The following is a 26,646-nucleotide window of genomic DNA, read 5'->3' on the forward strand; positions in this document are numbered from 1 at the left end:
CGGCTGCACCCGCGCCGCAAGAGCCCGGTCGGATGCTCACGCTCGCGGGGACGTCACTTCGTCAACGTGTAGTCGCTCGGGTCGAGCTTGCGGGTCTGCATCCAGTACCGCCAGGTGAAACCCGGCCAGACGGTGCGGTTGACGCCCTGCGAGTCGAGGTACCAGCTGGTGCAGCCACCGCGGCTCCAGATGCCACCTTCGAGTTTGCGCTGGATGTCGGTGTTGAATTTGTCCTGCACCTCGGGCCGCACCTCGATCGCCTCGGCCTCCTTGCGCTCGGTGTACTCGATGGCCTCGGCGATGTAGCGGATCTGCTGCTCGATCATGAACACGACCGAGTTGTGCCCCAGCCCGGTGTTCGGGCCCAGCAGGAAGAACAGGTTCGGGAAACCCGCGACCGTGATGCCCTTGTGGGTCTGCATCCCCTCGGTCGCCCAGAGCTTGCCCAGATCCTGCCCCCCGACGCCCACGATGTTCAGGTGGTCGAACGCGTCGGTCACATGGAAACCGGTGCCGTAGATGATCACGTCCGCCTCATGCTCGACACCCGCCGAGTCGATGACGCTGTTCTCGGTCACCTCGGCGACCCCGTCGGTGACGACGTCGACGTTGTCGCGCTCCAGCGCCGGGTAGTAGTCGTTGGAGATGAGCACGCGCTTGCAGCCCATCACGTAGTCGGGTGTGACCTTCTCCCGCAGTTCGGGGTCGCGGACCTGCTTCTTGACGTGCCGCTCGGCCACCTTCTGGGCGAGCTTCATGATCCTCGGGTCGCCGTTGAACCCGACGGCACGCATCTCGAGCATCCAGTAGATGGCGCTGCGGTAGAGCCGCTGGACACCGGGAACGCGCGCGAACAGCGTGCGGACCCAGCCGGGCATCTTGCGGTCGGGCTTCGGCATGATCCACGGCGGCGTCCGCTGGAACAGCGTCAGCCGGTCGACCTCCTTGGCGATCTGCGGCACGAACTGCACCGCGCTCGCCCCGGTACCGACTACCGCGACCTTCTTGCCTCGCAGGTCGACGTCGTGGTCCCACTGCGCGGAGTGGAACGCGGGCCCCTGGAATTTCTCGGCGCCGCGCAGTTCGGGGATCTGCGGGATGTGCAGGGCGCCGACACCGGCGACCAGGTGCTTGCCGACGAACTCGTCGCCGCGCGCGGTGCTCACGTACCAGCGACGGGTCTCCTCGTCCCACCGAGCGCCGGTCAGTTCCTGGCCGAAGTGGATCGAGCGGTAGAGGTCGTACTTCCTGGCGGTGGCGCGCAGGTAGTCCTGGATCTCCGGCTGCCGGGAGAACGCCCGCGACCAGTCGGGGTTCTGCTCGAACGAGAACGAGTACATGTGCGACTGGATGTCGCAGGCGCAGCCGGGATAGGTGTTGTCGCGCCAGGTGCCGCCCACCTCGTCGGCCTTCTCGATGACCACGAAGTCCTCGCGCCCCTCCTGGCGGAGCTTGATCGCCATCCCCATGCCGGAGAACCCGGTCCCGACGATGATGACGCCCGCCTCGATGCGGTTGCCCATGCGTGCCTCCAGCCGCTGTCTGCTCCCGTTGCCTGTTACCGCGAGTCCACCTTACTCGAAGTAGGTTACTTCCGGTAGCATAGGGCTGTGAGTTCTACGGCGAAAGCCCCCGACACCACCGAGGCCGCGACCGGGCCGGGCCAGGGCAAGCCCCGCAAGCGCATGCCCCGTGCGCAGCGCGAGCGGCAGATGATCCAGGTCGCCGAGGCCGTGTTCGCCGAGCGCGGCTACACCGCGGCCTCGATGGACGAGATCGCGGAACGCGTCGGTGTGTCGAAGCCGATGCTCTACGAGTACTTCCACTCGAAGGAGGGCCTGCTCGTCGCATGTATCCGCGAGGCACGTGCCGAGCTGCGACGCGTCACCGAACAGGCCGTCGCGAACTCCCCCACCGGCGAGGAGGCGTTGCGGCAAGGACTGCGCGCGTTCTTCGGTTTCATCCGCGATCGCAAGCAGGCGTGGCTGCTCGTACGCCACGAGGCGAGCCTGGTCGGCACGGCCTCCGAGGAACTCGAGACGACCCGGCAACAGCAGACCGACCTCATCGCCACACTTATGGGTGATTTCACAGACCCCGAGACAGCACGGTTCGCCGAGGAGTCGGGACTACTCCAGGCGGCTGCGGAATTCGTCGTCGGCGGATGTGAACGGCTGGCGATCTGGTCCGAACAACGCGACGACCTCACCCCCGAGATCGTCGCCGAATACGCCGTCAACCTGCTATGGGGCGGACTCGCGCAAATCGCCGGCCGTTGATGGAAATTCACCGGCTCCGCTCACACCGTGGCGCTCCGTGACGATCCCGACTCCGACACTGAGACCGTTCTCACCCTGCGTAATTCCCGACACCGGCTCGTATTGCTGTGGGCACCTGTTCGTTACACAATTCCAGAACGGCGCCGGGTTGCCACTCGATCGTGTGGTCAACGAATCGGCGTCATAGGACGACGGCGGGGGCGTCCTGCACAGTGAGACCTGCCGTTGGGAGAGGGGTGAGGACAGTGGCGCAGCCGATCACTGCGGTGTACGTGCGCGACGAGGACGACTACACGGTCACGGTGGCCGGCGACGGTCAGGAGCTGACCGACAAGGCTCCGGGCATCATCGCCGCGCGCGACCGTGCGGATCAGCTCATCGAGAAGATCGCACCGAGGACCGGGGGCGAGGACGACCCGACTGTCGTGCATCTGCTCAACGGCAGCGCGTTCGAGTTCACCTCGGCGTACATGACGGCACGACTCTCGCGTGCCGAGACCGCCGACCAGGCCGAGTCCGCCGACACCGCCGAGTCCGCTGACACCACTGGCACCGCTGATACCGAGGACGACGACACCGCGTCCACGGCCGAGGCGGCGACCGGCGAGCCGGACAGCGACGAGACCGAAAGCGCCGAGGGCGACGTCGCGGAGTCCGGCGAGGCCACGGAGTCCGGCGAAGCCACGGCCGACGCCGCCGAAACCACGGCCGCCGAAACCGAGTCCGAGGAGGTCGCCGCCGAGGACGGCGAGGCCGCCGTAGCGGAGTCGGCAACCGCGGAGGACGACGAGGCGGCGGCCGAACCGGACAGCTCGACGAGTTCCGCCAACGGCGCGACCGCGCAGGGCAGCGTGCCCGGCAGTGGCGTCCCGCGCAAGGAGATCACCAAGAGCCCGGACGCCGCCGCGGACTCCGACGACGAGTCGGACGAGGCGACCTACGCGACGGCCACCAGCTCGGCCGCCAGCTGACCGGAGCGAACTCGCCCCACCAGGACCGGCACTCGAAACCAGCACGCCGACGGTCCCGCGCCCGATGCGCGGCCGTCGGCGTGCTGTGTGTCAGCGACCCAGTGTCGGTAACCCAGGTATCAGTACCCCAGGTGTCGGCGCCCCGGCCGTCAGCGGCCGGGGAGGCCTCAGTGGCCCGGGCGCCGGCGGCGCCCGGGTGACGGCGGAGTGTCAGCGGATCAGTTTGCGCACCAGCAGCACCGCGATCAGCGCGCCGGCGCCGATCAGCGGGAACTTCACCTTCGGCTCTTCGAGTTTGGCCTGGACGCTCGTCTTGGCGTTGTCGGCGAGCCGCTGCGGGTTGGCCCTCACCGCGAGCTGATCGATCGTGCCGGCCAGTGCCGTGCGAGACCGCTCGATCTCGCGTTCGATGGCGTCCGGGTTGCGAGCCACGTGTCCTCCTCGCTGAATGCATGCATTGCGCGCAGGGTGTCACGGTAGATCACGATGCACCCCGAGGGCGCACAGGCCACGCCGAACGTGACCGGGACCGTTAAGCTACTCCCCCGTCGGGCCCGTAGCCCAATCGGCAGAGGCACTAGGTTTAGGTCCTAGCCAGTGTGGGTTCGAGTCCCACCGGGCCCACTCGACGGACGCACATGCCCTGCCGGCCGGTGAGCAGTGCGACCACGACGAACGGCGTACCGTGACGGTTAGGTGCCCACCATCGAGAGGGGGCTCCGTCATGACCGACACGCCGGCCACCGGGTCCGTACGGTCCGACCCTCCACCTGCGGATTCGGCTCCATCGGCCGGCCCGCTCGCGGCTGCCCCACCGATGCGTCCGGCAGCACGCCACCTGCGACGACAGCGAGGCCCGCTGCCTGGGTCCTCCGCCAGCGACTGACCGGCCCCAATCACCGTCACCAGGGCGCGGGGCGCGGTTCGTCACGACCACGTGACCGCTCGCCTCCGACAGCCGGGCCCGGCCGAACCGGCAGGTCTCGCGCCGCCGTCCGGACTCGCCCTCCCGCGCAGCAAAGCGGCCGCAGGTGCGCATCCACGCCGAACTGCCGTCCCGGTCATCGGACCGCGACGGTCGCCACGAGGAGCCGCCCTATGCTCATCGTCTCCCTTATGGGTGAGCAGGCGATCACCGATGCTGCGACCGGCCGCTCGGTCAACCGGTCGGCGCGCGTCGTCACACTGGTCGCGTTCCTCGCCGCTCACGCGGGAGTCCCGCAGCCTCGCCAGCACATCGCCGCGCTGTTCTGGCCGGACTCCTCGGACGCACAGGCGCTGACGAACCTACGCAGGGAGCTGCACCACCTGCGCCGGGTACTCGCCGACGACGAGTCCTTGGTGACGACCTCAACCGACCTGTGCTGGCAGGACACCGAGACCTGCCGGGTCGATCTGCGCACGTTCCAGCAGGAGGCCACCGCCGCGATCGCAGCGGGCGATGTCGCGGACCTGGCCCGGCACAGCGGAGCTTCCCTGGCTGCCTACGGCGGTGACCTCCTGCCCGGCTCGTACGACGACTGGGTTCTCGAGATGCGGGAGCGGCTGGAGCGCACGTGCGTCGAGCTGTGCGACCTGGTCTGCACCACCGCTCGGCGCACCGGACGCGACGAACTGGCGGTCGAAGCAGCCCGCCGTCGGATCCGGCTGCGGCCGCTCGAAGAATCCGGACACCGCACGCTGATGGAGCTCCAGGCCGCGCTCGACGACAGGGCAGGCGCGGTCAGCACCTACCACCACTGCGCTTCCCTGCTGGAACGCGAACTGGACGTCGCGCCGGCCCCGGCGACCACAGCGGTCTTCACTCGGCTGCTGCGTGACGAATCCCCGGACGACGGAGAACAAGGCCACGGCACGAGTGGGGCAGGGACCGCCAGGGCAGGGCCGGCAGACACCCGGATCGTCGGACGTTTCCACGACCTGGCTGCGCTGCACGCGCTGTGGCACGAAGCAAGCACCGCGCAGGCCCAGGTCGCGGTGGTACGGGGCGTGCCAGGTGTCGGCAAGACGCGCCTTGTCGCCGAACTGGCCGACATCGTGAGACGTTCGGGCGGCGTCGTGGCAACCGCGCAGTGCTTCGACACCTCCGGCCGGATCTCGCTGGCTCCGGTGGCCGACTGGCTCCGCGACCCGCTCATCCGCTCCGCGACCGAACGCCTGGCAGAGGTTTGGCGGGACGAGGTGGATCGCCTCGTCCCGGCACGCCACCGCGCACCGCCGCCCGACTCGACGGCTCCGCACCGCACCATGGCTGACGCGTGGCAGCGGCACCGCTTCTTCGACGGTCTCGCGCGGTCACTGCTCGCCGTCGCGCGGCCGACACTGCTGGTGCTGGACAACCTGCAGTGGTGTGGCGAGGAAACCCTCGACTTCCTCACGTTCCTGCTGAACAGGGCACGTGAAGCACCACTGATGCTCGCCGTCACCGTGCGCGAGGACCACGACAATCGCCCGGTCTCCCACTGGTGCACCCGGTTGCGCGAGTCAGGCACGCTCACCGAGCTGACCCTCGGCCCCTTCGACCGTAACCACAGCGCCGAGCTCGCGGAATCACTCACGGGGCGGCCGCTGACCGTTTCGGAGTCGGCCCTGCTGCACGGGGCCACCGGCGGTTTCCCCCTCTACGTCGTCGAGGCCTGCCGTTCGTCGCTGGAGCTCGCCGGTGCCGGCACCGGCGAGCGGGCCGACCTCACCGCCGTCCTCCGCAGACGTCTCGACCAGATGACACCTGCTGCTCGCGACGTCGCAAGCCTGGCCGCGGCGCTCGGCCACGACTTCACCTTGCCCCTGTTGGCCGAGGCCAGCGATCTGGACACCGACTCCGTGGTGCGGGGCCTTGACGAACTCTGGCGGCGCCGCATCGTGCGCGAGCTCGACAACGGCTACGACTTCTCGCACGACCTGCTCCGCGACGCCGCCTATGCCGCGGTGAGTCCACCACACCGGTGGCTCCTGCACCGGCGGCTCGCACAGGGCATCGAGCTGCTGTATCGCGGGCGCACCGACGACGTGGCCGCCGCGCTCGCTGAGCAGTACCGCCGCGCGGGCAACACCGAACGGGCGCTGACCTACTACCGCCGCGCCGCCGAGGTCGCGGCGGCTGTGTTCGCGCATGCCGAGTCGGCGCGTCATCACAACCAGACACTGGCGCTGCTCGGACAGCGTCCGCAGGGGCGTCAGCGGGACGAGCAGGAACTCCGCTGTCTCGAAGCGCTGGCACCGACGATCAACGCGATGTCGGGTTACTCGGCGCCGGAGCTGGAGCAGACCTTCCACCGTGTGATGGCGCTCGCGGATCGGCTCGGCGACACCGAGGCGCTCCTCAACGGCATGGGCGGCCTGTGGGCCTCGTACTACGTCCAAGGCCGTACCCGGCAGGCGCACGAACTCGCCGAACGGATGCTGACTCTGCTCACCCCGCACGACCGCCAGCTCGGTCAGGCGCATTTCTCGGTCGCGGGCTCGCTGCTGCATCTCGGCCGTCCGCACGCCGCGGTCGAGCACTTCGACACCGCGCTGCGGTCGGCCGGTACGACAACCCTCACGGTCGGCACTCGCGCCAGCGTGCACGCCCGCGCCTGGTCGGCTCACGGCGCGTGGCTGCTCGGTCGTCCCGACGAGGCTGCGCGCCGCTGCGCCGAATCGATCGCCGATGCGCGGACATCGGGCCACCCGTACTCCCTCGCCGTCGCGCTGGCCTTCGCCGGCATCACCGCGCAACTCCTCGGCGACCGGCAACGCCTCGACCCGGTCGTCGAGGAGCTTCGCGAGCTCTGCGTCCGCTACGACTTCGCCTACTACCGCGAATGGGGCCTGGTTCTCGAGGGCTGGTCGATCGGAGGGGCGGCCGGGACCGCGCGAATCCGCACCGGGATCGACAACCTCAAGGCCCAGAACGCCTTCGCCCGGATGCCGTACTGGCTCGCACTGCTCGCGGGCACGCTGACCGACGACCACGACGCGGCCGCCACGCTCGACGCCGCGTTGGTCATGGCGAACTCCCGTCAGGAACGCTGGTACGTCCCGGAGCTGATGCGCGAACGCGCGGCTTTCGACACCGAGCTACGGGCGTCCGAGCGGCTCGTCACCGCGGTCGGTCTCGCACGCCGGCACGGCAGCGTCACACTGCTGAACCGTTGCGAACGCGACCTCGCCGACCTGCGCCGGAACGGCGAACGCTGAGCGAACGCGAGCCTCCTAGGTTCGGTTGTGGCACGGCATCACCGCCGCGCCACACCTGGAAGGTTCACCCATGAGTACAACCCTCGGCCCCACCACGGCACCGCCGGCGGGCGCGCACTTCGACGAACTCGCGGCTTTGCTGCGCGGAACGTTGCTCACGCCCGACGAGCCCGGCTACGACGGTGCACGGCAGGTCTACAACGCCATGATCGACCGGTTTCCTGCAGCGGTCGCCCAGTGCAGGGACGTCACCGACGTGCGGCATTGCGTGCGGTTCGCGCGTGAGCACGGCATCGAGATCGCGATCCGGGGCGGTGGCCACAACGCGGGAGGATTGGGCACCTGGGACGACGCCCTCGTCATCGACCTGTCACCGATGCGCAGCACGACGGTCGACCCCGAACACCGCACCGTCCGGGTGGACGGCGGCTGTACCTGGGCCGACGTCGACCATGCCACCGTCGGATTCGGCATGGCGGCGCCCTCCGGTTTCATCGGATCGACCGGTGTGGGCGGCCTGACCCTCGGCGGTGGTGTCGGCTACCTGACCCGGCGATACGGGCTCACCGTCGACAATCTGCTGGCGGCCGACGTCGTACTGGCCGACGGCCGGTTCGTGACCGCCAGCGAGGACTCCCACAGCGACCTGTTCTGGGCGTTGCGCGGCGGTGGCGGGAACTTCGGCGTCGTCACGTCCTTCACGTTCCAGTGCCACCCGATCGGCGAGAACGGCATCGTCCACGGTGGCCCGGTGCTCTACGACATCGCCGACACGCCTGAGGTCATGCGTTGGTACCGCGAGGTGCTGCCCTCCCTGCCCGAGGAGCTCAACGGGTGGATCGGGTTGCTGACCATCCCGCCGGCACCACCGTTCCCCGAGCAGCTCTGGGGTAGAAAGTCCTGCGGCATCATCTGGTGCTACACCGGCCCGCACGATCGCCTCGACGAGGTACTCGAACCCGTGCGGAGCTTCGGCTCACCACTGCTCGTCGGTCTGCACGACATGCCTTTCACCGCACTCCAGACGGCGTTCGACGGGCTCTACCCCGCCGGTCTCCAGTGGTACTGGCGAGCCGACTTCTTCGACGAGATCTCCGACGAGGCGATCGACGTCCATGTGGAGTTCGGCAACCGACTCCCCACCGGCCATTCGACGATGCACCTCTACCCCATCGACGGTGCGGCGAGCCGCGTACCCGCCGACGCGACGGCATTCGCGTACCGGAACGGCGGGTGGGCGGGAGTGATCGTCGGCGTCGACCCCGATGCGGCCAACGCACCCGCGATCACGGCGTGGACGAAGGACTACTGGTCCGCACTGCACCCCACTTCGGCGGGCGGTGCCTACGTCAACTTCCTGATGGACGAGGATCAGGACCGTGTCCAGGCTTCCTACCTGGGCAATTACGACCGGCTGAGCCGGATCAAGCAGCGGTACGACCCGGATAACCTCTTCCACGTCAACCAGAACATCCACCCCTCGGCGCCCTGACCGGAGCGCGGGCACGGTCACCACCTCTCCAGGCCGCGACCGTGCCCGCACCGCAGCGATCCCGCTGCCCGGTGGTGAAGATCCGCCGCATCGCGTGAGGGAACCGGTACCGGTCCGGCTGTGTCCCAACGGCTGGCCCGGTTGCCACGCCTGCTCGCCTACGACGATCCGGTCGCCACGTCTACCGAAGGGCGAAACCCGATCCGCGACCGGGAGCGCCGGACGAGTGTCGACCGGCATCGCGCCGTGTCACCGGACCCACCTGGTCCTGCCGGCACGCGGTGGGCCGGTGACGAGGGTGTCGTGTCATCGGGTCACGTCCGTGTGCGCGGGCGCGTCATCGGGGGTTGTCCACTTCGCGTAGTGCCGAGCGCAGCTCAGGCGGACAATGGATGTCCGACCCGGTTCTGGGCGTCCCGACAGTGGAGGCGTGGGCAATGCGCAACCGGTACACCGACTTCCTGGGGTTCCTGTGGTTCCTGACCCTGGGGTTCTCGGCTCTGGCTCTGGCGATAGCCGTGGGGCTGGTGTTCGCGGCGTGGAGCCTGTTGTTGTGAACGAGTCGTCGCTGGGGTGAGCACTACGGCGTGGTGATCGGTCTTGGCAATCGACGTTCGGGGCGTGACGGGTTGCGCTCGGTCGCCGGGGTTGCAGTGCCGGTGCGGGCGTTGTCATCGCCGCTGTACTTCCACCACGACAACGACACCGAGCCCCCGCCCGGCGCGTCGAGATGCCGATCGTCGATGTGCGCCGCGCCGCCCGCGAATACCTGACGATCGGGCAGCGGCCGACCGCTACGCTGCCGTGGGTCGCGGCCACGCCCGGTGCCAACCCCTGTCCTAGCCGGTGTGGGTTCGAGTCCCACCGGGCCCACTCGACCGAACGGACCCGCCGTCGTCCCGGCTGAGCACGGTGCACAGCGCGGCCGAGAGCTCGGCGGCACTGCCCACACCCGTCGCCCGCCACGCGATGAACCGGTCGGGGCGGACCAGGGACGCACCCGCCGCCCCGATGCCGTAGGCGGTGAGCCACTCCCCCTCGTCCAGCAACTGCGCCCGGAGCGGCACCGCCAGGTCGTCGGCCACGCGTTCGGCCGCCTCCGCCCATGCCGGCGACGCGGTGAGCAGGACGAATCCACGGCCGAAGACGTCGAGGGCGGGCACGCCGTCCCGCAGCCACACGTGCGGGGCATGGGAGCCGGGGCGCCCGGTGGGCTGCGCGGGATCCTCGAGCAGCCCGCCGTCGTCGGCGGGCTCGGCCGCGATCGCGCCGCCGGGACAGCGGTACCCGAGCAGTTGCTGCTCGGGCGGCACGAGCGGATCCTCCGTCCCGTCGGCTTTGTCCGGCGCGGAACGAACGATCATGTTCGCGTACTGCTGCCCGGCGATGAGGTCGCCGTAGGGGCGGCGTTCGGTGTCGTGACTGTCCAGCAGGCCGGGGCCCGCCCACCCCTGCAGCACGGCGGCGAGCTTCCATGCGAGGTAGAACCCGTCCATGACGGCCGTGTTGCCGCCCTGCCCGCCGTGCGGCGGCATCGTGTGCGCGGCATCCCCGACGAGATGCACCCGCCCTGCGGTGAAGGTGTCCGCGACCCGGTGTGCCAGTCCGGTCCCGACCCGGTCGACGATCGTGACGTCCAGGTCGTCGACGCCCACCACCGCGCGGACCCTGTCGACGAGTTCCGCGTCGGTGTAGGACTCCGGACGGTCACCGGTGTCCGGGTCGTAGTCGAAACCCATCACCCACCGGCCGGGCTCGTCGGTACTCACGAAAACGTTCCCGCCCGGGTTGCCCTGCAGGTAGAACAGCGCGAAATCCCGCCCCTGCACTAGCTCGTCGAGCTCGGCCCTGAACTGCACCATCACCGAGTGCCCGAGCGCGCCCCTGCCGTGGGTTCCGACACCGAGGGCCTGCCGGATCGGACTTCGCCAGCCGTCCGCGGCGACGACGTACTGCGCGGCCACCGTGTACTCGCCCGAGGAGTCCCGCACGCGGGCGCGGACGCCGTCCCCGTCCTGGTCGAGGCGGAGCACCTCGGTGCCGAACCGTACCTGCGTGCCGAGCTCGCGCGCCCGGTCCAGCAGGATCGGCTCCACCTTCTCCTGACTGGCCATCGCCATGGTCACGGGCGTGAGGTGCGACCAGTCCGGCGGCTGTTCGCCGACGATCTCGTGCAGGGTGCGGCCTGCGACGCTCTCGGCGATCACGATCGGCATACCGACACTCAGGTCGTAGCCCGCCTCGCTCACCCGCTCGGCCACGCCCGCGATGCGCAGTGCCTCCATCGTGTGCCACGACTGTCCGCGCGCCTTCGGCTGATTCGACGTGGCCGGATGCCGTTCCACCACCAGCGCGGGTATGCCGTGCAACCCCAGGAACATCGCCGCTGAGGCACCAGCCAATCCGGCTCCGACGACCAGCACGGGAACGCTCTCCTCGGTTCTCATCCACCCCTCCTGTCGAACGCTGTTCGTTCTACGAACACCGTTCTACGAACGGACGGTGTTCGCGTCAATCGGGGATCGCCCCTAGGGTGGCTGCGTGAACGCGCCCCTGCCCCCTCCGCCGTGGCGGCGCGCCACGCGCACGCCACGCCGGCAGCTGACCACCGAGACGATCGTGGACACCGCGCTGTCCGTGCTGTCCGCCGAAGGACCGGATGCCGTGACGATGCGCCGCATCGCCCACGAGCTCGACACGGGACCCGGCTCGCTGTATGCGCACGTCCAGGACAAGCGGGAGCTGCACGAGCTGATGCTGGACGCCGCGATGCGCGTCGTCGAGACGCCGGAACCGGACCCTCAGAACTGGCGCACCCAGCTCAAACAGCTCTGCCTGGAGCAAGCGCGGGTACTGACCGAAACCCCCGGCATCGCGCAGATCGCGATGGAGACGCTGATCCCCACTACCCCGGGGATCCTCGTCGCGATGGACGGAATGCTCGGAATCCTGCGATGTTCCGGGATCCCCGACGACCGCATCGCCGCAGCCGGTGACATGCTGGCGCTCCACGTCACGGCGTACGCCTACGAGGCGAGCCTGTGGCAGTCGCCCAGCGGGCAGTCGGACGAGGCGCACCGGCGGCTCGGACAGATCGGCGACTACCTGCAATCACTGCCCGCCGACCAGCTGCCGAACCTCAAGGCGATGAACCACGCCATGCTCCACGGCACCGAACCGGACCACTTCGAGTTCGCCCTGGACGTGTTCATCGCCGGACTGGCCGCCCACGCCGACGTCCGTCCATGAACCCGCACTGCCCTCGCCGATGATCGCCGTCGCGCGAACGCCACCGGCCGGGTGCCATCGCCGCCCCACCGTCGCCGGGTTCCGCACGGTCCCGGCACACCCCGCGGACGCGGCGACCGTGCCCGCACCCGGAGCGCTCCCACCCGCTGCCCGGTGGTGAAGATCCGCCGCATTGCGTGATGGAACCGGTACCGGCCCGTGTGCGTCGGTACCATCAAGCCGTCTCGTTTTCGGGAACAACGTGCGCGCATGTGGGGATGAGCCCACCGGCCTGCGCGGTGGTTCACACCGGCGTCGGCACGGCGCGGACATCATCATGGGGAGAGGTCACACATGAGCCGCCAATTCGATCCGGATCACATCGCCGAGCTGGCCTCGAAGGTCGGCCGGCTCAAGGACAACTTCAGCAAGGCGAGCACCGATCTGGGCGACGGCAACCCCGGTGGGGCCTTCGGTGATCTGAACAATGCGGCGAGCGCGGGCAAGACGATGCAGCACTTCTACAACGGCGTGAACTCCGAGCTGAGTGCCGCCGCGAACCTCGTCGACGCCGCGTCCCAGGCGCTGAGCAGCGCCGCCGAGCGCATGCGGACCGACGAGGACGAGGGCGTGCACACCTTCAGGGGCAACGACCCCGAGCTGGCTTGATCGGATCGAGGACACGGAACCAGGGGATTTGCCGATGACCACCGCAGGACAGCAGTCGGACACGCTCGACGACCCGTCACTCGACCGTCCGAAGTCGATGGACGCCGTCGACACGCACGCCCAGCAGGCCAAGAAGCTCGACGCGTCGGCCGTCAACGACCAGGCGAACAAGGCCAACGGCGCCGCGACCAGCTCCAACGAACTCGGGAACGATCTCAAGATCTTCCGCGACGACGTGCTGCGCGGCTGGGAGGGCAAGGACGCCGACGCCGTCGCCGATCATCTCGACCAGCTGAGCAAGGCCAGCTACAAGGTCAGTGACAAGGCCGAGGCCGCCAAGAACATCCTCCAGCGCGTGTCCGAGATCCTGGAGAACGTCAAGAAGAAGGTCGAGCAGCTGGCCGAGGAGGCCAACGACAAGGACGCGGAGAATCGCAAGCTGATCGGCGCGGCCCGGCAGCGGAAGAACAGCTCCGACGACGAGAACGAGATCGAGTCCGCGGCGGCCGACATCGCCCGGCTCCGGGAACTCAACGAGAAGGACGCCAGCGGCAAGAAGGACGAGATCGAGCAGGCCTTGGAGACGGCCGAGAACCAGATCGACGAACTCCTCAAGCCCCTCGGCATCGAGATCGACAGCGGCTTCGTGGAGCTGCTTCCGGCCGATTCCAGCCAGACCACGACCTCCAGCGCCAGCCCCAGCCCCGTGTCGACGAGCGGCGGCAACGCTCCCGCCGTCGGCGGAGGCGGCCCCGTCGGGGGCGGGGATTCCGGTGGTGGTGGCGCCGTCGCCGCGGTCCAGGGCGACGGCAAGCCCGCCAAGCCGATCGACGCGCGCGGCGACAACCCGGCCAAGATCGCCGAACAGTTCCTCGGCCGTAACGCCAGCGACCTCAAAAGCAGCGGCGAGCTGCCCGCGATGGAGTCGTGGGTGCCCAACAACGTCAACTGCGCGAACTTCGTGTCCGGCACCCTCGAGGCCGCCGGGCTGATCGACAAGAGCCAGGCCAGTGCCTCGGTCGACCAGCTCTCGGCCAACCTCAAGGCGGACGGCTGGCAGTCGGTGCCGTTGTCCGAGGCGAAACCCGGCGACGTGGTGGTCTCGAACGGAGGCGGGCACGTCGTGCTCTACGCGGGCGACGGCCAGTTCATCGGCTCCAACAACATCAACCCCGACGGTTCGCAACAGGTCAGCATGGGCGGCGGCGGTGGCCTGGTCGAGGTGCTCACCCCGCCGACCTGATCGGCGAGGCCCACCGTCGCCCGGTAGGTCAACGTCCCGTCCCGTACCCACTCGACGCTGTAACATCACCCGGGCCGGGCCGGCCGACCCGCAGCGTCCGACGTCGACGTGACGACGCGGTCGTTGTACTCGGCCGAACCGCTGCCCTGTTCTCTGGGAGGTAGCTCCATGCAGAACCCGCCCGCGCAACCCGCCCCGCAGTCACTGAGCCCCGGTGATCCTGCCGGGGAAGCGGTACTGCAGGCCGCCACCGCACCACTTCGCAACTCCGTCGGCGACCGGCTCCGGGTGGAGGTGGAACGCCTCAACCGCATCGGGTCGTGGGTGTTCCTGCAAGGGACGATGCGCGGAGCGGACGGTGGGCCGCCGAACTACACCGACACCGTCTTCGAGGCTCGCCGCGCCGACGGCGTGATGTCCGACGCGTACATGGCGCTGCTGGAGAAGGCCGATCCCACGATCACCGACAACGATCCGCGGGCCTGGCGCGTGACCGAGTGCGCCATCGGCCCGACCGACGTCGCGTGGCTGCCCTGGTCGGACCGGCACGACGCTCCGCGCGCGTTGTTCGGGGTCTGACACTCGCACACCCGCGGGGTGACGCGGTGGAGCAGGCGTGGTCGCAGGCACACCTCGCCGAGCTGCTGGGCGTGTCGCGCCAGACGGTGGTCTCGATCGAGAAGGGCCGGTTCGACCCGAGTCTGCCGCTGGCCTTCCGGATCGCGCGCACGTTCGACCGCCCCATCGAGGACATCTTCACGCCCGACGAGAACGGGGCCTGATCCGCCCGCGGCCTGCTTGGCGCGCCGCCGGCGTGGACGTCGTCCTCGTCACGGCGACCACGGCTGCGACGACCAGCCCGCATCCGAGCAGCTGCAGCGACGACGGCGTCTCCCCCAGGAACACGACGGCGAGCACGACCGCGGCCACCGGCTGGATCAACAGCAGCGTCGCACCGAGTGCGCCGGGCAGTCTGCGGATCGCCGAGCCGACCAGCATCCAGCCCAGAATCTGTCCCGTCACGGCCAGCACCGCGATCCAGCCGAACGACGACGGCGACGGGACGAGGTCGAGGGTGCCCGTCACGATACCGGCGGCCAGGGCCACGAGGGCGCCCGCACCGTTGACGGTGGTCAGCATCGTGACCTGCGAGCCGGGCTCGTCGGCGCGGCGCAGCACCAGCAGGTAACCGGCGTAGGCGACGCCAGCGAGCAGGCCCGTCACCGCGCCGTAGACCGGTGCGTCGCCGAAGGCGTGCGCGTCACCGATACCGGCGGCCAGCGCCACCCCGCCGAGCGCAGGCGGCACCGCCACCCAGAACGCCGTGCGCACGCGTTCCCGGAACAGCACCAGGGATGCCAACGGAACGAGCACGACCTGAATGTTGACCATGACCGTCGCGACTCCCGCACCCACCGCGCCGATCGACTCCGACCACAGCACCATGTCCAGACCGAGGAACAGCCCGGCGAGCGCGTGCCGCGGACGGAACCGCCACCGGACGCCCGCGCGCAGACCCAGCACCAGCAGCAGCGGCACGGCCAGCAGGCAGCGGAAGAACGTCACCGTCGCACTGGAGGCGTCGGCCAGCGCGACGAACAGCGGCGTCGTGCCGATCGTCAGCGCCCCGGCCACGGCGACGAGTCGCGGGTCGAGGCGGTCGAGGAAACCCGGCGACGACGGCGCCGCGCCACCCGCGGCGGGCGTGGTCGAACCATTCGCGGCGGGCGTGGTCGAACGCGGAGCCGGAGCGACAACGGAGTCGGGAGCGGGGAGGCGGACGGCGGCAGGCGTGGCGGTATCGGTCACGACATCCATCAGACCTGCGCACCGGCATGGACACCAGCGATGAAAACTGACGAGTACCCGTCACGAATCGTGATGAGACGATCGCGTCACAGCGTGGCCGGCGCAGTGAACCCGTATCGTTGCTTATGTGTTCCGCATCGAACGCCTCCAGGCGCTGCACGCCGTCGACCGACACGGTTCAGTCGCCGCCGCGGCCGAGACGCTGCACCTGACGCCGTCGGCCGTGTCCCAGCAACTGTCCAAACTGGAACGTGATGCGGGTGTCCGGCTGCTCGTGCCGCACGGCCGCACGGTGAAGCTCACCCCCGCGGGCAAGGTGCTCGCCGAGTCCGCGGAGGCCGCACTCGACGAGCTGACCCGGGCACGCACGCGGATCGACGCACTGTCCGGCAGCATCACCGGGCCGGTGCGGGTGGGCACGATCCCGACCGGGGTGTACGTGTTCGTCACCGAGGCGCTCACCACGCTCGTGACCGGCCATCCCGCCGTCGAGCCCGCCGTGGTGGAGGCCGAACCGGAGAAGAGCCTGCCGATGCTCGTCAACGGCCAGCTCGACATCGCGGTCGTCGAGAGCTGGGACAACATGCCGCTCACCCGCCTCCCGCACACCACGTGGCGGGCGCTGCGCGACGACACCGCGCGCGTCATGCTGTCCGCCGGAGATCCGCGCGCCGCTGCGGACACGATCAACGCACAGGACGTGGCCAGGGACAGCTGGGTGTCGTGGACTGCGGGTTCGCGCGCGCACGCCTGGCTGTGCCACACGCTGCGCGAGCGCGGGGTCGAACCGGACGTGCGGCACTACGTCACCGGATACGCCACGCAGTTCTCGCTCGTCACCCGTCTCGGGGCCACCGCGCTCATGCCCGCGATGTCGCTGGCCGTGGCCTCCGGTTACGACGTCCGCGCCCTGCGGCTCGACGATCCCTCACCGCGCCGCACGCTGTACGCCGTCACGGCCGATTCCCAGCCACGACCGGCTGTCAGCGCCTGCCTCGACGCGCTCGCCGACGCGGCCCAGCTCGACCACGCAACTCCCTGAATCCGCAGGCCTCGCCGGCTCGCAGCTGCTGGGTACCGGATCCGACCGCCGGTCCACGCCGTAGACATTTATGGTCATCATCGACATGATCCACCGGGAGGGCGCTGAGCCCTGGCCGAACTACGTCGAGGTCGAGGAGGATCCCACGTGGCCGGACCGACCACTCCCCCACGCGCCGGAAGCGGGACGCTCGTCGCCGTCATCTGTTGCTGTGCGGTGATTTTCGACGGCTACGACCTCTCGGTGTACGCGACGACGATCCCGGCCCTGCTCGAGTACGAACCGTGGCAGCTCGACGAAGCTCAGGCGGGCATGATCGCGAGCTACGCGTTCATGGGCATGCTCGTCGGCACGCTGATCTGCGGGCTGGCCACGGACCTGCTCGGCCGCAGACGGATGCTGATCGCGAGCATGACCTGGTTCTCGGTGTTCATGGGGGCGTGCGCACTCGCCCCCGATCCGGGCCTGTTCGGACTGTTCCGGTTCGCCTCGGGCATCGGCCTGGGCGGACTGCTGCCCACCGCGCTGGCGCTCACGGCAGAATTCGCGCCGCGTGGTCGCCGCAACCTGTTCAACGCACTGGTGAGTTCGGGATTCTCGGTCGGCACGATCGCCGCGTCCCTCATCGGCCTCGTCGTGATCGAGCAGTGGGGCTTCCGGCCCATGTTCGCCATCGGCGTGCTCCCGCTCGTGCTGCTGGTCCCCGTCGCCTACGTCAGACTTCCCGAATCCGCCGATTTCCTCCACAGCAAGGGAAAACACGAGCAGGCCCGCGCGGTCGCCGACCGCTACGGCCTTCCGGAACGCGCGCGGCCCGGCACCGCGACGGAGCCCCGCGCGAGCCTGCGCGACCTGCTCCGCAGGCCACTGCTCACCACCGCCGTCGTGTTCGCGCTGGCCACCCTCATCGGACAGTTGTTCATCTACGGCCTGAGTACGTGGCTGCCCGCGATCATGCGTTCGGCGGGATATCCGCTCGGCTCGGCGCTGAGTTTCCTCGCCACGATGAGCCTCGGCGCGATCGCCGGCGCCACCGTGATGTCGTGGTTCGCCGACCGCATCGGCGCGCGCACGGTCGCCGCCTGGGGTTTCGGCATCGGTGTGCTGTCGCTGGTCACGATGAGCCTCGCACCGCCGACCCCTGTGCTGTACGCGGCCGTGGCGCTGGCCGGCGTCGGCGCCAACGGCACGGCGGTGATCCTCAACGGCTTCATCGCCACGTGGTTCCCCGCCGCGATCCGCGCCACCGCCCTCGGATCGATCATGACCGTCGCCCGTCTCGGCGGGATCGTCGGGCCGATACTCGGCGGGCTGATCGCCGCCGCGGACCTGCCCGTGCAGTGGAGCTTCTACGTCTTCCTGATCCCCGCGGCGATCGGCATCGGCCTCGTGCTGCTGCTTCCCCGCCGCCATCTCGACGGTGCCCCGCTCGGCACCGCCACGGAACCCGAGCCCGTACGAGGAGGAACCGCATGACCACCGCCACCGCCGCCGACAGCGAGGCGGCACGCACGACCCTGCACCGTTACGCCCGCGCCGTCGACACTCGCGACGACACCGCACTCGCCGAGGTGTTCACCGCGGACGTCGCCTTCGAACGCGTCGACGGGCTGCGCGAGGGCCGCGACACCGTCCTCGCCTTCTACCGCTCCGTGTTCGCCGGGCCGACCGTGTGGAGCAAGCACATGATCACCAACGTGCTCGTCCGGCCACGCGGCGACGGTCTCGCCGTCACCGCGTACTTCCAGGCCGTCTCGCGAACCGCCGACGACGCGATCGCCGTCTTCGGCGAGTACGACGACCTGCTGGTGCCGGACGGTGACGGGTGGCGCATCGCCCGCAAACGCATCGATGTGCAGCAGACGTTCGGCATGGAACCCCGCGATGGCTGAGGCCCGACGTCCGGCACCGGCCGTCGTCGTGACAGGTGCCGCGCAGGGCATCGGTGCCGCCATCGCCGCACGCTTCGCCGATGCCGGACATCCCGTCGTCGGGGTCGATCTGGACGGCGACCGTCTCGGCGCGGCCGTGGCCGGCTGGCCCGGCCGTGGTCATGTGGCGATCACCGGGGACGCGGCATCGGCCGACGACCTCGCCGACGCCTGCGAGCGGGCGGCCGCGACGCCGAGCGGGCTCGGCACGTTCGTCGCCAACGCCGGTCACGCCAAGGCCGGTGACTCGCTGGACTACGCGGCCGAGGACTGGGATCGCCTGCTCCGGGTGCACCTGACGGGCGCCATGGTCGGCGCCCAACAGGCCGCGGCCCGCATGCCGTCGGGTGGCGCGCTGGTGCTGATGTCGTCGATCAACGGCATGCGCGGGTTTCCCCGCCGCACGGCCTACGGTGCCGCCAAGGCAGGCGTCGCGGGCCTGATCCGCGGGCTCGCCGCCGAATGGGCGTCCCGCGGAATCCGGGTCAACGGCATCGCACCAGGGCCGATCAAGACCGAGCTGTCGGCGGAGTTCCTCCGGCGGGGCGTGATCGACGAGCAGGAGTTCCTCGCGCGCGTGCCGATGGACCGGTTCGGCCTGCCAGCCGAAGTCGCCGAGCTCGCGTTCTTCCTGGGCACTCCGCTCGCCTCGTACATCACCGGCACGGTCGTCCCGATCGACGGCGGGTGGAGCGTCCAGGGCGTCGCGGGCTGATCTGGCGAGCGTGCGGCGAGTGCGCGAGACTGCCCGCCATGGTGGACGAAACGGATCTGGAGCACCTGCGGCGCTGCGTCGAACTCGCGGCCGAGGCACTGGACGCCGGTGACGAGCCGTTCGGTTCGGTGCTGGTCACCGGGGACGGGACGAGGGTGTTCGAGGACCACAACCACGTCTCGGGCGGCGATCACACCCGGCATCCGGAATTCGCGATCGCGCGCTGGGCCGCCGAGCAGCTGACTCCGGAACAACGTGCGGCCGCGACGGTCTACACCTCCGGCGAGCACTGCCCGATGTGCTCGGCGGCGCACGGCTGGGTCGGGCTGGGGCGCATCGTGTACGCGTCCTCGTCACAGCAGCTGACCGCGTGGCTCACCGAACTGGGCACCCCGGCGGCGCGGGTGCGCCCGCTGCCGATCGGCGAGATCGTCCCCGACACCGACGTCGACGGGCCCGTACCGGAACTGGCCGAGCAGGTCCGCGCCCTGCACGTGCGCAGGCACCGCACGTCCTGAGAGCGGCCCGCCGCACGCGGCCACCACCCACTACGGGGTCTGATCCGGATTCAGGGCGGTGTCCTGGCGCAGCGCCTGCAGGGTGTCCAGTTCCCTGTCGATGTCGCGCCGCTTGTCCTCCAGCCTGGCGACCTCCTCGGCGAGCAGCCGTTCCATGACCCCGTTGCGCTCGTCCGGCGGAGCCTGCAGACACGGCAGCAGCTGGTTGACGGTGCCGCTGCACAGCCCGGCGGCGAACAGGTGCTGGATCATCACGACCCGCTCGACCATGGACTCGTCGAAGTCCCGCCACCCGCCCGCGGTACGCCGTGCCTCGATCAAGCCCTGTTGCTCGTAGTACCGCAGTGAACGGGTGCTGACCCCGCTGGCGTCGGCCAGCTCGCCGATACGCATGACACCTCCCGGTAACGGCCGCCGTCTGCAACCCAGTCTTGCACTTCACACCGGTGTCAACTTCCACGATCGGTTCGCCCCCACCACCACGGGTGGTGACGACACGACATCGGAGGTTGTCCGTGACCGTCCACGTCCACATCTGGTCCGACTACGTCTGCCCGTTCTGCCTCATCACCGACGAGCTGGTGGCGCGCGCCGCCGCGGGCCGGACCGACGTCGAGATCGAGCATCATCCGCACGAACTGCGCCCCTATCCGGCCCGGACGCTGCGCCCGGAGGACCCGTACCTGCCGGGCGTGTGGACCAGCACCGTGTATCCGATGGCACGCAGGCTCGGTGTGCCCATGGCGCTGCCGACCGTCTCGCCGCAGCCCCGCACCGAACTCGCGTTCCGCGGCTTCCGCTACGCCTCGGACCGCGGCGTTGCGAACGCCTACCACCGGCGGGTGCTGACGGCGTTCTTCCGGGACGACCTCGACATCGGCGACCGCGGCGTCCTGGTCCGGCTGGCACAGGACGTGGGCCTCGACCCGGCCGGGTTCACCGCGGCACTCGACGACCCCTCCTACGCCCGGCGCCACCGGGACGCGCTCGCCGAGGCGGAACGACTCGGCATCACGGTCGTGCCCACGGTGTTCGTCGGCGGGCGCCGCCTCGAAGGCGTCGTCACCGAGAACGCGCTCCACCGGGCATTCGACGAGGTGGTCGCCGCATGAGTGCCGATCCGGCGGTGCTGTACGCCGCCATGGAGCGCGCGGTGGAGTTCGGCACGCGGCACGTCGATGCGGGCGGCCTGCCGTTCGTCGGCGTCCTCGTCGCCGACGACGGTCGCATCTCGGCCGCGGGCGTCAACCGGGTCCGGGAGACCGCGGATCCGACCGCGCACGCCGAGATCGTCGCGATCCGCACGGCGATGGCCACCCCCGACGGCCCTCCCGTCGCGGGCGCGACGTTGCTGGCGACGGGCGAACCGTGCGCTCTCTGCTACGACGTCGCCGCCGAGCGCGGCATCGCCGCGGTGCGCTTCGCCGTCGCCGCCGAGACCGCCGCCGCGTGGGGTTTCGACTACCGCGACGGCTACGCCGCGGCGGGCACCGACCGCCTGCCGCTGGCGAGAACCGCACGGCCCCTCCTCGTGGCGGGCTCGCTCGCGCCGTTCGCCCGCTACCGCGCGCTCCATCGAACCGACCACTGAACCGCCCCGATCGAAGGAACCATCATGAACTGGCTGTTTCTCGCCGTCGCCATCGTCTTCGAGATCGCCGTGGCCCTCTCGGCGAGTCAGGCACACGGCTTCACCCGCCCGGGCTGGACCGCGGCGACGCTGCTCAGCGGTGGCATCGCCACGTACTTCCTGAGCCTCGCGCTGCTCACGTTCGACGTCGGCGTCGGCTACGCGATCTGGACGTCGGCCGCGGGCGTCGGCATCGTCATCCTCGGAGTAGTCCTTTTCGGACAGTCACTGCGCGGCCGCAAGCTGCTGGGCATCGCCGTCGTCATCGTCGGCGTCGCCGGCCTTCAACTCAGCGGAGCCGTCTGACGCCGGCACCGACCACTAACCGGGCCCGCACTCCAGGCCCGCACTCCAGGCCCGCCATTCGAGAAGGGAACCACCATGACCTCCACCCCTGATTCCGCCGCTCCCCACCCCACCGCACCGACTGCGGCGGCGCCGGTCAACCGGCGAGGCCGGGCCTGGCTCGTCCTCCTGCTCGCGGGTGCGTTCGAGGTAGGCTACGCGCTCGCCGTCGGCGGCAGTGAAGGATTCACCGTGCCGTCCTGGTCGGCCGTCGCCGTCGTCTTCTTCCTGCTGACCCTGTTCGCACTCAGCCACGCCCTGCGCACGATCGACGTCGGCATCGGCTACGCCGTGTGGGCGGGCACCGGTGCCGTGGGAGCGGCGGCGCTGGGGCCGGTCTTCTTCGACGAGAGCCTGACCCTCGCGAAGGCCGGCTGGCTCGCCGTGATCATCGTCGGCCTCGTGTGGCTGAAACTCGCGGACAGGCCGGAACCGGGGAAGCAGCCCGCGACCACGACCTGAGAGGACGGAAGAAGCCGGGCCAGGAGCATTGGACCGCCGCGCCGGGCGGACCGGGCCCGGCCGGGTGCCGCCGCGGGCGCGATGCGAACACCCGCGGCGGTGCCCGGCGGCCACGTGCGTGCAGTACGGTCACGACACCGTCGTCGACAGGACAGGAGGTGACCTTCCCGTGCGGAACCCGCTCAGCTGGCCGGGACGTCTCGCCGACTGGTTCGAACTGCGCGGCGTGTACGTACCCGGCGAGGACAACCGCGTCGTCGACCCGTGGCGCGACTGGGGCTGGCTCATCGTCGCGTGGCTGGTGACGGTCGCCGTGTTCATCCTCCTGTTCGCCTTCGCGCTCTGACAGGCGTCGCAGCCGCGCCGTGCTCCCGGAGCAGTCCCGATGCCCGGCGCGGCAACGCACCGGGCTGCACCATTCGGCGGTACCCGACCGTGTGACCCACGACATTCGCGGATCACGGGCAGGACACAGCCCAGAACCAGGAACGCCTCAACCGCGCCGTGCGGGTGGCACCACCTGCCAGGCGCACGCACAGTGGTCCCGGGCGTCACCCGGCGCCCGGTGCGGACACCGCACAGGCCGGTGAGGCCTGCGGCAGCCCGCAGCGACGACAGGCCGGCGGTGCGGGACACCGGCAGGCGGAACAGGAGCGACAGCAGTGCGAAAGGGCAGGCCGGCACTGGCCGTCTGCGCGCTCCTCCTGGCGCTCACCGGCTGCGGTGCCGAGCCCACGGCTCCCGAGGGCGGCGCAGCCGTTCCCCCCGGCACCACCAGCCGGGCAGCCGCCTCCCAGACGAGCGCCCACGAGACGCCCGCCCGGCCGGCCGTGCTGTTCGGCGGCGACTACCGATTCGGCTCCGGCCTGATCGTCAACGTGTCCGAACCGAAAACGTTCACCCCCAGCGACTCGGCCTTCCCCGACGCGGACCGGGCCGCAGCGTTCACGCTCACGGTGCGCAACGAGACGGACAAGGCCTACCGGCTCTCGCAACTGTCCGTGCGCGCAACCTCCGGCGACGAACGCACCCCGCAGGTCGTCGACCCCACGCAGGGCTACACCGGCATCGTCGACGCCGAACGCGACCTGCCCGCCGGTGACCGCATCGAACTGCCCTACGCCTTCGCCGTGCCCGCCCACCGCGGGTCCCTCGAACTCACCGTGTGCCCGGACACGTCCGGGGCGGACGAGGCGATCTACCACGGTCAGGTGTGACGCCCGGCCACGCCCGCGCCCACTCCGGATACGCTGCGAGCATGACCGAGCAGACGAGACTGGAACCCGGCGACAAGGCACCCGATTTCACCCTGCCCGACAGCGAGGGAAACGACGTCTCCCTCGCGAGCTTCCGCGGCGGCCCCGTCGTCGTGTACTTCTACCCGCGCGCGAGCACGCCGGGCTGCACCACGCAGGCGTGCGACTTCCGCGACAACCTGGCCCTGCTCGGCGACTCCGGTTACCAGGTATTGGGCATCTCGCCGGACAAGCCGGGCAAGCTCGCCACCTTCGCCGAGAACGAGGGGCTGCCGTTCCCGCTGCTGTCGGACCCCGACAAGACGGTGCTCACCGCGTACGGCGCATACGGCGAGAAGAAGAACTACGGCAAGATCGTGCAGGGCGTGATCCGCTCGACGTTCGTGATCGACGGTGACGGCGTGATCGTCAAGGCGATGTACAACGTCCGCGCCACGGGCCACGTGGCCCGCCTGCTCAAGGAACTCAAACTCGACGGCTGAGCGCGCCCGGCCGAACCGCGAGTGGCCGGGCTCGGCGGAAAGCCCCTCGACGGCGACCGCATCACGGCCCGGGCCCGCCGGTCGACTCCCGGTGGAGCGCGCCCGGCACCGGCGCGGCGTTGCCCGCGTCGGTGCCGGCGCCCACGTGGCTCACAGGGCTTCGACGTACTCCTGCAGGTGCGGCAGCAGCGAGCGCAGCGCCTTGCCCCGGTGCGACGCGGCGTCCTTCTCGGCCGGCTGGAGCTGGGCGGCCGTCCGTGTCTCGCCGTCCGGAACGAAGATCGGGTCGTAGCCGAAACCGTTGGTGCCGCGCGGTTCGCGGATGATCGTGCCACGCCACTCGCCGCGCACCACCATCTCCTTGCCGTCGGGAACGACGAACGCGGCCGCTGACACGAATCCACCGCTCCTGCGCTCGTCCGGCACGTCCTGCAGCTGGCCGAGCACGAGCCGCAGGTTCGCCTCGTCGTCGCCGTGCCGCCCGGACCAGCGGGCCGACAGCACGCCGGGCATGCCGCCCAGCGCATCGATGCTCAGGCCGGAATCGTCGGCGATCGCCGGCAGCCCGGTCGCCTTCGCCGCGTCGTGCGCCTTGGCGACCGCGTTCTCCTCGAACGTCGCACCGGTCTCCGGCGCCTCCGGGAAGTCCTCCACATCGGACAGCCCGAGCACCCGCACGTCACCGAGGCCGCGCTTGACGACGATGCGCCGCAGTTCGTCGAGCTTTCCCGCGTTCCGCGTGGCGAGCAGGATCCGCGTCGTCACTTGGAGCCCTTCGACTTCTTGTCCGCGGGCGCGGGTTCGGGCAGCGTGCCGGGATACGGGTCGGCCAGCGCCTCCGACTGCTTGCGCGCGAGCTCGGCACACCCGGCCTGCGCCAGATCCAGCATCTTGTCCAATGTGGACCGTGTGAAGGTGGCGCCCTCGCCGGTGCCCTGAACCTCGATGAGCGTGCCCGTGTCCGTGGCCACGACGTTCATGTCGACCTCGGCCCGCGAGTCCTCCTCGTAGGGCAGGTCGAGCCGCACCCGCCCGTCGACCACGCCGACGCTGATCGCGGACACCGTGGCCGACAGCGGTTTCGGATCGGCGAGCTTGCCCGCCGCGTCGAGCCACGTGATGGCGTCGGCCAGCGCGATGTAAGCGCCGGTGATCGCGGCCGTGCGCGTGCCACCGTCGGCCTGGATGACGTCGCAGTCGAGCTGGATCGTGTTCTCGCCGAGCGCCGCCAGGTCGATGCACGAACGCAACGACCGGCCGATGAGCCTGCTGATCTCATGGGTACGGCCGCCGATCTTGCCCTTCACCGACTCGCGGCTGCTGCGGTCGTGTGTCGCGGACGGCAGCATCGCGTACTCGGCCGTGACCCAGCCGAGCCCGGATCCCGCCCGCCATCGCGGCACGCCCTCGGTGACGCTCGCCGCGCACAGCACCTTCGTGTCGCCGAACTCGATCAGCACCGACCCCGCGGGCCACTGCTGAAAACCGCGGGTGATCCGTACCTCGCGGAGCTGGTCGTCGTTCCTGCCGTCTTTTCGCACCACGGGGCCGACCCTACAACCCGGCCCACCCCGGTTTCGCCCCGACGGGCCGCCCCGGTTGAGATCCGCGGCCCGCGCTAGACCTCGTAGACCTCACCCTGGGTCACCACGTCGACCTCACCGCCGAACGCCGCCCGCGCCTCGGCGAGCACGGCGGCGGCGTCGGTCCACGGTGCGATGTGGGTGAGCAGCAACCTGCCGGCCCCGGCGCGCGCGGCCAGCTCGCCCGCCTGCCTGCCGGACAGGTGCACCCCTGCCGGCCGATCCGGCGCGTCGGTCCACGACGCCTCCGCCAGCAGCACGTCGGCACCGTCCGCGAGCGTGTCCAGTTCGTCGCACGGCCCCGTGTCGCCCGTGTAGGCGAGCGTGCGCCCGCCATGGGACAACCGGACGCCGAACGCGGGCGTCGGATGGTGCATCGGCACGGTCACCACCTCGAACGGGCCGAGGTGCCGCGTGCCGTCCTCCAGGGAGTGGAAGTCGTAGACGTCCGACAGGTCCGCGTCGCTGCGCTCGTCCTCGTCGGCGGCGAACGCGTTGGCCAGCCGCACGGGCGCCTGCGCGGGCGCGTGCACCGGGAGGCGGCGCTGTGCCGGGTCGTACGGCGGCGCGGGGTGGTAGCGGCGCAGCACCGTCAGTGCGCTCACGTCGGCGCAGTGGTCCGGGTGCAGGTGCGACAGCACCAGTGCGTCCAGGTCGAACGGATCCCGCACGGCCTGCAGCTGCGCCAGGGTGCCGTTGCCCAGTTCGAGACCGAGCACGAAACCGTCGGCCTCGACGACGTAGCCGGATGCCGCGCTGTTCGGCCCGGGAATGCTGCCCGAGCAACCGAGGATCGAGAGTCGCACGGG

The 26,646-nt window shown here is 70.3% G+C and carries 31 protein-coding genes and 1 tRNA gene; 24 read left to right on the plus strand and 8 right to left on the minus strand.

Going from position 1 to position 26,646, the window contains the following annotated elements; all coding sequences use genetic code 11:
- Positions 1–53: 53 nt before the first annotated feature.
- Positions 54–1,523 (minus strand): flavin-containing monooxygenase, encoded by a 1,470-nt coding sequence (locus tag FB384_RS00970; RefSeq protein WP_183778255.1) that lies wholly within the window; start codon positions 1,521–1,523, stop codon positions 54–56.
- Positions 1,524–1,685: 162 nt separating this feature from the next.
- On the opposite strand from FB384_RS00970, the gene FB384_RS00975 reads away from it, so the two are divergent.
- Complete coding sequence (locus tag FB384_RS00975; RefSeq protein WP_183784767.1) at positions 1,686–2,279, plus strand: TetR/AcrR family transcriptional regulator; 594 nt, start codon at positions 1,686–1,688, stop codon at positions 2,277–2,279.
- A 245-nt stretch (positions 2,280–2,524) separates the two neighbouring features.
- Entirely contained in the window at positions 2,525–3,250 is a 726-nt protein-coding gene (locus FB384_RS26645) for a hypothetical protein (RefSeq protein ID WP_228725939.1), read from the plus strand.
- Between the two features lie 210 nt (positions 3,251–3,460).
- Here the strand turns inward: FB384_RS26645 and FB384_RS00985 are convergent, their stop codons facing one another.
- Positions 3,461–3,682, minus strand: a complete 222-nt coding sequence (locus tag FB384_RS00985; protein WP_183778257.1) for a DUF3618 domain-containing protein — start codon at positions 3,680–3,682, stop codon at positions 3,461–3,463.
- 118 nt (positions 3,683–3,800) lie between these two features.
- Between FB384_RS00985 and FB384_RS00990 the strand changes: the two genes are divergently transcribed.
- The 5 genes from FB384_RS00990 to FB384_RS27415 all read left to right on the plus strand — a co-directional run bounded on the left by FB384_RS00990 (position 3,801) and on the right by FB384_RS27415 (position 9,831).
- A tRNA-Leu gene (locus tag FB384_RS00990) sits at positions 3,801–3,874 on the plus strand.
- A gap of 474 nt (positions 3,875–4,348) precedes the next feature.
- Positions 4,349–7,432, plus strand: a complete 3,084-nt coding sequence (locus tag FB384_RS00995; RefSeq protein ID WP_183778259.1) for an ATP-binding protein — start codon at positions 4,349–4,351, stop codon at positions 7,430–7,432.
- A 70-nt stretch (positions 7,433–7,502) separates the two neighbouring features.
- Entirely contained in the window at positions 7,503–8,924 is a 1,422-nt protein-coding gene (locus FB384_RS01000) for an FAD-binding oxidoreductase (protein ID WP_183778262.1), read from the plus strand.
- Positions 8,925–9,316: 392 nt separating this feature from the next.
- Complete coding sequence (locus FB384_RS01005) at positions 9,317–9,481, plus strand: hypothetical protein (protein WP_183778264.1); 165 nt, start codon at positions 9,317–9,319, stop codon at positions 9,479–9,481.
- A gap of 116 nt (positions 9,482–9,597) precedes the next feature.
- A complete protein-coding gene (locus FB384_RS27415; RefSeq protein WP_407676085.1) occupies positions 9,598–9,831 on the plus strand; it encodes an Imm1 family immunity protein in 234 nt (77 codons plus the stop codon).
- Here FB384_RS27415 and FB384_RS01010 read toward each other — a convergent pair.
- Positions 9,764–11,371 (minus strand): FAD-dependent oxidoreductase, encoded by a 1,608-nt coding sequence (locus FB384_RS01010; protein ID WP_183778266.1) that lies wholly within the window; start codon positions 11,369–11,371, stop codon positions 9,764–9,766. The two genes, FB384_RS27415 and FB384_RS01010, sit on opposite strands and share 68 nt — an antisense overlap.
- A gap of 94 nt (positions 11,372–11,465) precedes the next feature.
- Here FB384_RS01010 and FB384_RS01015 point away from each other — a divergent pair, with 94 nt between their 5' ends.
- The 5 genes from FB384_RS01015 to FB384_RS01035 all read left to right on the plus strand — a co-directional run bounded on the left by FB384_RS01015 (position 11,466) and on the right by FB384_RS01035 (position 14,846).
- Complete coding sequence (locus tag FB384_RS01015; RefSeq protein ID WP_183778268.1) at positions 11,466–12,173, plus strand: TetR/AcrR family transcriptional regulator; 708 nt, start codon at positions 11,466–11,468, stop codon at positions 12,171–12,173.
- A gap of 333 nt (positions 12,174–12,506) precedes the next feature.
- Complete coding sequence (locus FB384_RS01020; RefSeq protein WP_183778270.1) at positions 12,507–12,821, plus strand: hypothetical protein; 315 nt, start codon at positions 12,507–12,509, stop codon at positions 12,819–12,821.
- Positions 12,822–12,855: 34 nt separating this feature from the next.
- The gene (locus tag FB384_RS01025; protein ID WP_183778272.1) at positions 12,856–14,064 is read left to right on the plus strand and encodes an NlpC/P60 family protein; all 1,209 of its coding nucleotides are present in this window, start codon (positions 12,856–12,858) and stop codon (positions 14,062–14,064) included.
- A 168-nt stretch (positions 14,065–14,232) separates the two neighbouring features.
- Positions 14,233–14,643: a hypothetical protein gene (locus FB384_RS01030; protein WP_183778274.1), complete on the plus strand. Its 411-nt coding sequence runs from the start codon at positions 14,233–14,235 to the stop codon at positions 14,641–14,643.
- Positions 14,644–14,669: 26 nt separating this feature from the next.
- Entirely contained in the window at positions 14,670–14,846 is a 177-nt protein-coding gene (locus FB384_RS01035; protein WP_183778276.1) for a helix-turn-helix transcriptional regulator, read from the plus strand.
- Here the strand turns inward: FB384_RS01035 and FB384_RS01040 are convergent.
- A complete protein-coding gene (locus FB384_RS01040) occupies positions 14,821–15,873 on the minus strand; it encodes a DMT family transporter (RefSeq protein ID WP_183778278.1) in 1,053 nt (350 codons plus the stop codon). The genes FB384_RS01035 and FB384_RS01040 overlap by 26 nt on opposite strands.
- Positions 15,874–16,000: 127 nt before the next feature.
- Between FB384_RS01040 and FB384_RS01045 the strand changes: the two genes are divergently transcribed.
- From FB384_RS01045 to FB384_RS01065, 5 genes are all read left to right on the plus strand, one after another.
- Positions 16,001–16,915: a LysR family transcriptional regulator gene (locus tag FB384_RS01045; RefSeq protein WP_323985085.1), complete on the plus strand. Its 915-nt coding sequence runs from the start codon at positions 16,001–16,003 to the stop codon at positions 16,913–16,915.
- 147 nt (positions 16,916–17,062) lie between these two features.
- A complete protein-coding gene (locus FB384_RS01050) occupies positions 17,063–18,391 on the plus strand; it encodes an MFS transporter (protein ID WP_183778280.1) in 1,329 nt (442 codons plus the stop codon).
- On the plus strand, positions 18,388–18,807 hold the full coding sequence (locus tag FB384_RS01055) for a nuclear transport factor 2 family protein (protein ID WP_183778282.1): 420 nt from the start codon (positions 18,388–18,390) through the stop codon (positions 18,805–18,807). Before FB384_RS01050 ends, FB384_RS01055 begins: the two co-directional genes overlap by 4 nt.
- A complete protein-coding gene (locus FB384_RS01060; protein ID WP_183778284.1) occupies positions 18,800–19,561 on the plus strand; it encodes an SDR family NAD(P)-dependent oxidoreductase in 762 nt (253 codons plus the stop codon). The genes FB384_RS01055 and FB384_RS01060 overlap by 8 nt, the downstream gene beginning before the upstream one ends.
- Before the next feature lie 38 nt (positions 19,562–19,599).
- The gene (locus FB384_RS01065) at positions 19,600–20,079 is read left to right on the plus strand and encodes a nucleoside deaminase (RefSeq protein ID WP_183778286.1); all 480 of its coding nucleotides are present in this window, start codon (positions 19,600–19,602) and stop codon (positions 20,077–20,079) included.
- A gap of 30 nt (positions 20,080–20,109) precedes the next feature.
- On the opposite strand, the gene FB384_RS01070 is transcribed toward FB384_RS01065, so the two are convergent.
- Positions 20,110–20,472 carry a MerR family transcriptional regulator gene (locus FB384_RS01070; RefSeq protein ID WP_183778288.1) on the minus strand — a complete coding sequence of 121 codons (363 nt, stop codon included), beginning with the start codon at positions 20,470–20,472 and terminating at the stop codon, positions 20,110–20,112.
- Positions 20,473–20,594: 122 nt separating this feature from the next.
- Here FB384_RS01070 and FB384_RS01075 point away from each other — a divergent pair, with 122 nt between their 5' ends.
- The 7 genes from FB384_RS01075 to bcp all read left to right on the plus strand — a co-directional run bounded on the left by FB384_RS01075 (position 20,595) and on the right by bcp (position 24,254).
- Entirely contained in the window at positions 20,595–21,191 is a 597-nt protein-coding gene (locus FB384_RS01075; protein ID WP_183778290.1) for a DsbA family oxidoreductase, read from the plus strand.
- Positions 21,188–21,670 (plus strand): deaminase, encoded by a 483-nt coding sequence (locus FB384_RS01080; RefSeq protein ID WP_221212602.1) that lies wholly within the window; start codon positions 21,188–21,190, stop codon positions 21,668–21,670. The genes FB384_RS01075 and FB384_RS01080 overlap by 4 nt, the downstream gene beginning before the upstream one ends.
- Positions 21,671–21,694: 24 nt before the next feature.
- Positions 21,695–22,015, plus strand: a complete 321-nt coding sequence (locus FB384_RS01085; protein ID WP_183778291.1) for a DMT family transporter — start codon at positions 21,695–21,697, stop codon at positions 22,013–22,015.
- Positions 22,016–22,090: 75 nt separating this feature from the next.
- Entirely contained in the window at positions 22,091–22,516 is a 426-nt protein-coding gene (locus FB384_RS01090) for a DMT family transporter (protein ID WP_183778292.1), read from the plus strand.
- Positions 22,517–22,685: 169 nt separating this feature from the next.
- Complete coding sequence (locus FB384_RS01095) at positions 22,686–22,862, plus strand: hypothetical protein (RefSeq protein ID WP_183655237.1); 177 nt, start codon at positions 22,686–22,688, stop codon at positions 22,860–22,862.
- A 316-nt stretch (positions 22,863–23,178) separates the two neighbouring features.
- On the plus strand, positions 23,179–23,733 hold the full coding sequence (locus FB384_RS01100) for a hypothetical protein (RefSeq protein ID WP_183778293.1): 555 nt from the start codon (positions 23,179–23,181) through the stop codon (positions 23,731–23,733).
- Between the two features lie 41 nt (positions 23,734–23,774).
- Complete coding sequence (gene bcp, locus FB384_RS01105; RefSeq protein ID WP_183778294.1) at positions 23,775–24,254, plus strand: thioredoxin-dependent thiol peroxidase; 480 nt, start codon at positions 23,775–23,777, stop codon at positions 24,252–24,254.
- A 150-nt stretch (positions 24,255–24,404) separates the two neighbouring features.
- Here the strand turns inward: bcp and rdgB are convergent, their stop codons facing one another.
- The 3 genes from rdgB to FB384_RS01120 all read right to left on the minus strand — a co-directional run bounded on the left by rdgB (position 24,405) and on the right by FB384_RS01120 (position 26,643).
- Entirely contained in the window at positions 24,405–25,019 is a 615-nt protein-coding gene (gene rdgB / locus FB384_RS01110) for an RdgB/HAM1 family non-canonical purine NTP pyrophosphatase (protein WP_183778295.1), read from the minus strand.
- Positions 25,016–25,798: a ribonuclease PH gene (gene rph, locus FB384_RS01115; protein ID WP_183778296.1), complete on the minus strand. Its 783-nt coding sequence runs from the start codon at positions 25,796–25,798 to the stop codon at positions 25,016–25,018. Before rph ends, rdgB begins: the two co-directional genes overlap by 4 nt.
- 74 nt (positions 25,799–25,872) lie before the next feature.
- A complete protein-coding gene (locus FB384_RS01120; protein ID WP_183778297.1) occupies positions 25,873–26,643 on the minus strand; it encodes an MBL fold metallo-hydrolase in 771 nt (256 codons plus the stop codon).
- Between the last annotated feature and the right edge of the window lie 3 nt (positions 26,644–26,646).

This window comes from Prauserella sediminis (genome assembly GCF_014195435.1).
GTDB classification, from domain to species: Bacteria; Actinomycetota; Actinomycetes; order Mycobacteriales; family Pseudonocardiaceae; genus Prauserella; species Prauserella salsuginis.

Bases quoted from the DNA above. Each gene is read 5' to 3' on its own strand.
- FB384_RS01020 (WP_183778270.1), top strand. From the start codon at position 12,507: ATGAGCCGCCAATTCGATCCGGATCACATCGCCGAGCTGGCCTCGAAG.
- FB384_RS01010 (WP_183778266.1), bottom strand. From the start codon at position 11,371: ATGAGAACCGAGGAGAGCGTTCCCGTGCTGGTCGTCGGAGCCGGATTG.
- FB384_RS01055 (WP_183778282.1), top strand. From the start codon at position 18,388: ATGACCACCGCCACCGCCGCCGACAGCGAGGCGGCACGCACGACCCTG.
- FB384_RS01080 (WP_221212602.1), top strand. From the start codon at position 21,188: ATGAGTGCCGATCCGGCGGTGCTGTACGCCGCCATGGAGCGCGCGGTG.
- FB384_RS00995 (WP_183778259.1), top strand. From the start codon at position 4,349: ATGCTCATCGTCTCCCTTATGGGTGAGCAGGCGATCACCGATGCTGCG.
- FB384_RS01005 (WP_183778264.1), top strand. From the start codon at position 9,317: ATGTCCGACCCGGTTCTGGGCGTCCCGACAGTGGAGGCGTGGGCAATG.
- FB384_RS01085 (WP_183778291.1), top strand. From the start codon at position 21,695: ATGAACTGGCTGTTTCTCGCCGTCGCCATCGTCTTCGAGATCGCCGTG.
- FB384_RS01070 (WP_183778288.1), bottom strand. From the start codon at position 20,472: ATGCGTATCGGCGAGCTGGCCGACGCCAGCGGGGTCAGCACCCGTTCA.
- FB384_RS01000 (WP_183778262.1), top strand. From the start codon at position 7,503: ATGAGTACAACCCTCGGCCCCACCACGGCACCGCCGGCGGGCGCGCAC.
- FB384_RS01065 (WP_183778286.1), top strand. From the start codon at position 19,600: ATGGTGGACGAAACGGATCTGGAGCACCTGCGGCGCTGCGTCGAACTC.
- FB384_RS01025 (WP_183778272.1), top strand. From the start codon at position 12,856: ATGACCACCGCAGGACAGCAGTCGGACACGCTCGACGACCCGTCACTC.
- bcp (WP_183778294.1), top strand. From the start codon at position 23,775: ATGACCGAGCAGACGAGACTGGAACCCGGCGACAAGGCACCCGATTTC.
- FB384_RS00970 (WP_183778255.1), bottom strand. From the start codon at position 1,523: ATGGGCAACCGCATCGAGGCGGGCGTCATCATCGTCGGGACCGGGTTC.
- FB384_RS01030 (WP_183778274.1), top strand. From the start codon at position 14,233: ATGCAGAACCCGCCCGCGCAACCCGCCCCGCAGTCACTGAGCCCCGGT.
- FB384_RS00975 (WP_183784767.1), top strand. From the start codon at position 1,686: ATGCCCCGTGCGCAGCGCGAGCGGCAGATGATCCAGGTCGCCGAGGCC.
- FB384_RS01090 (WP_183778292.1), top strand. From the start codon at position 22,091: ATGACCTCCACCCCTGATTCCGCCGCTCCCCACCCCACCGCACCGACT.
- FB384_RS01060 (WP_183778284.1), top strand. From the start codon at position 18,800: ATGGCTGAGGCCCGACGTCCGGCACCGGCCGTCGTCGTGACAGGTGCC.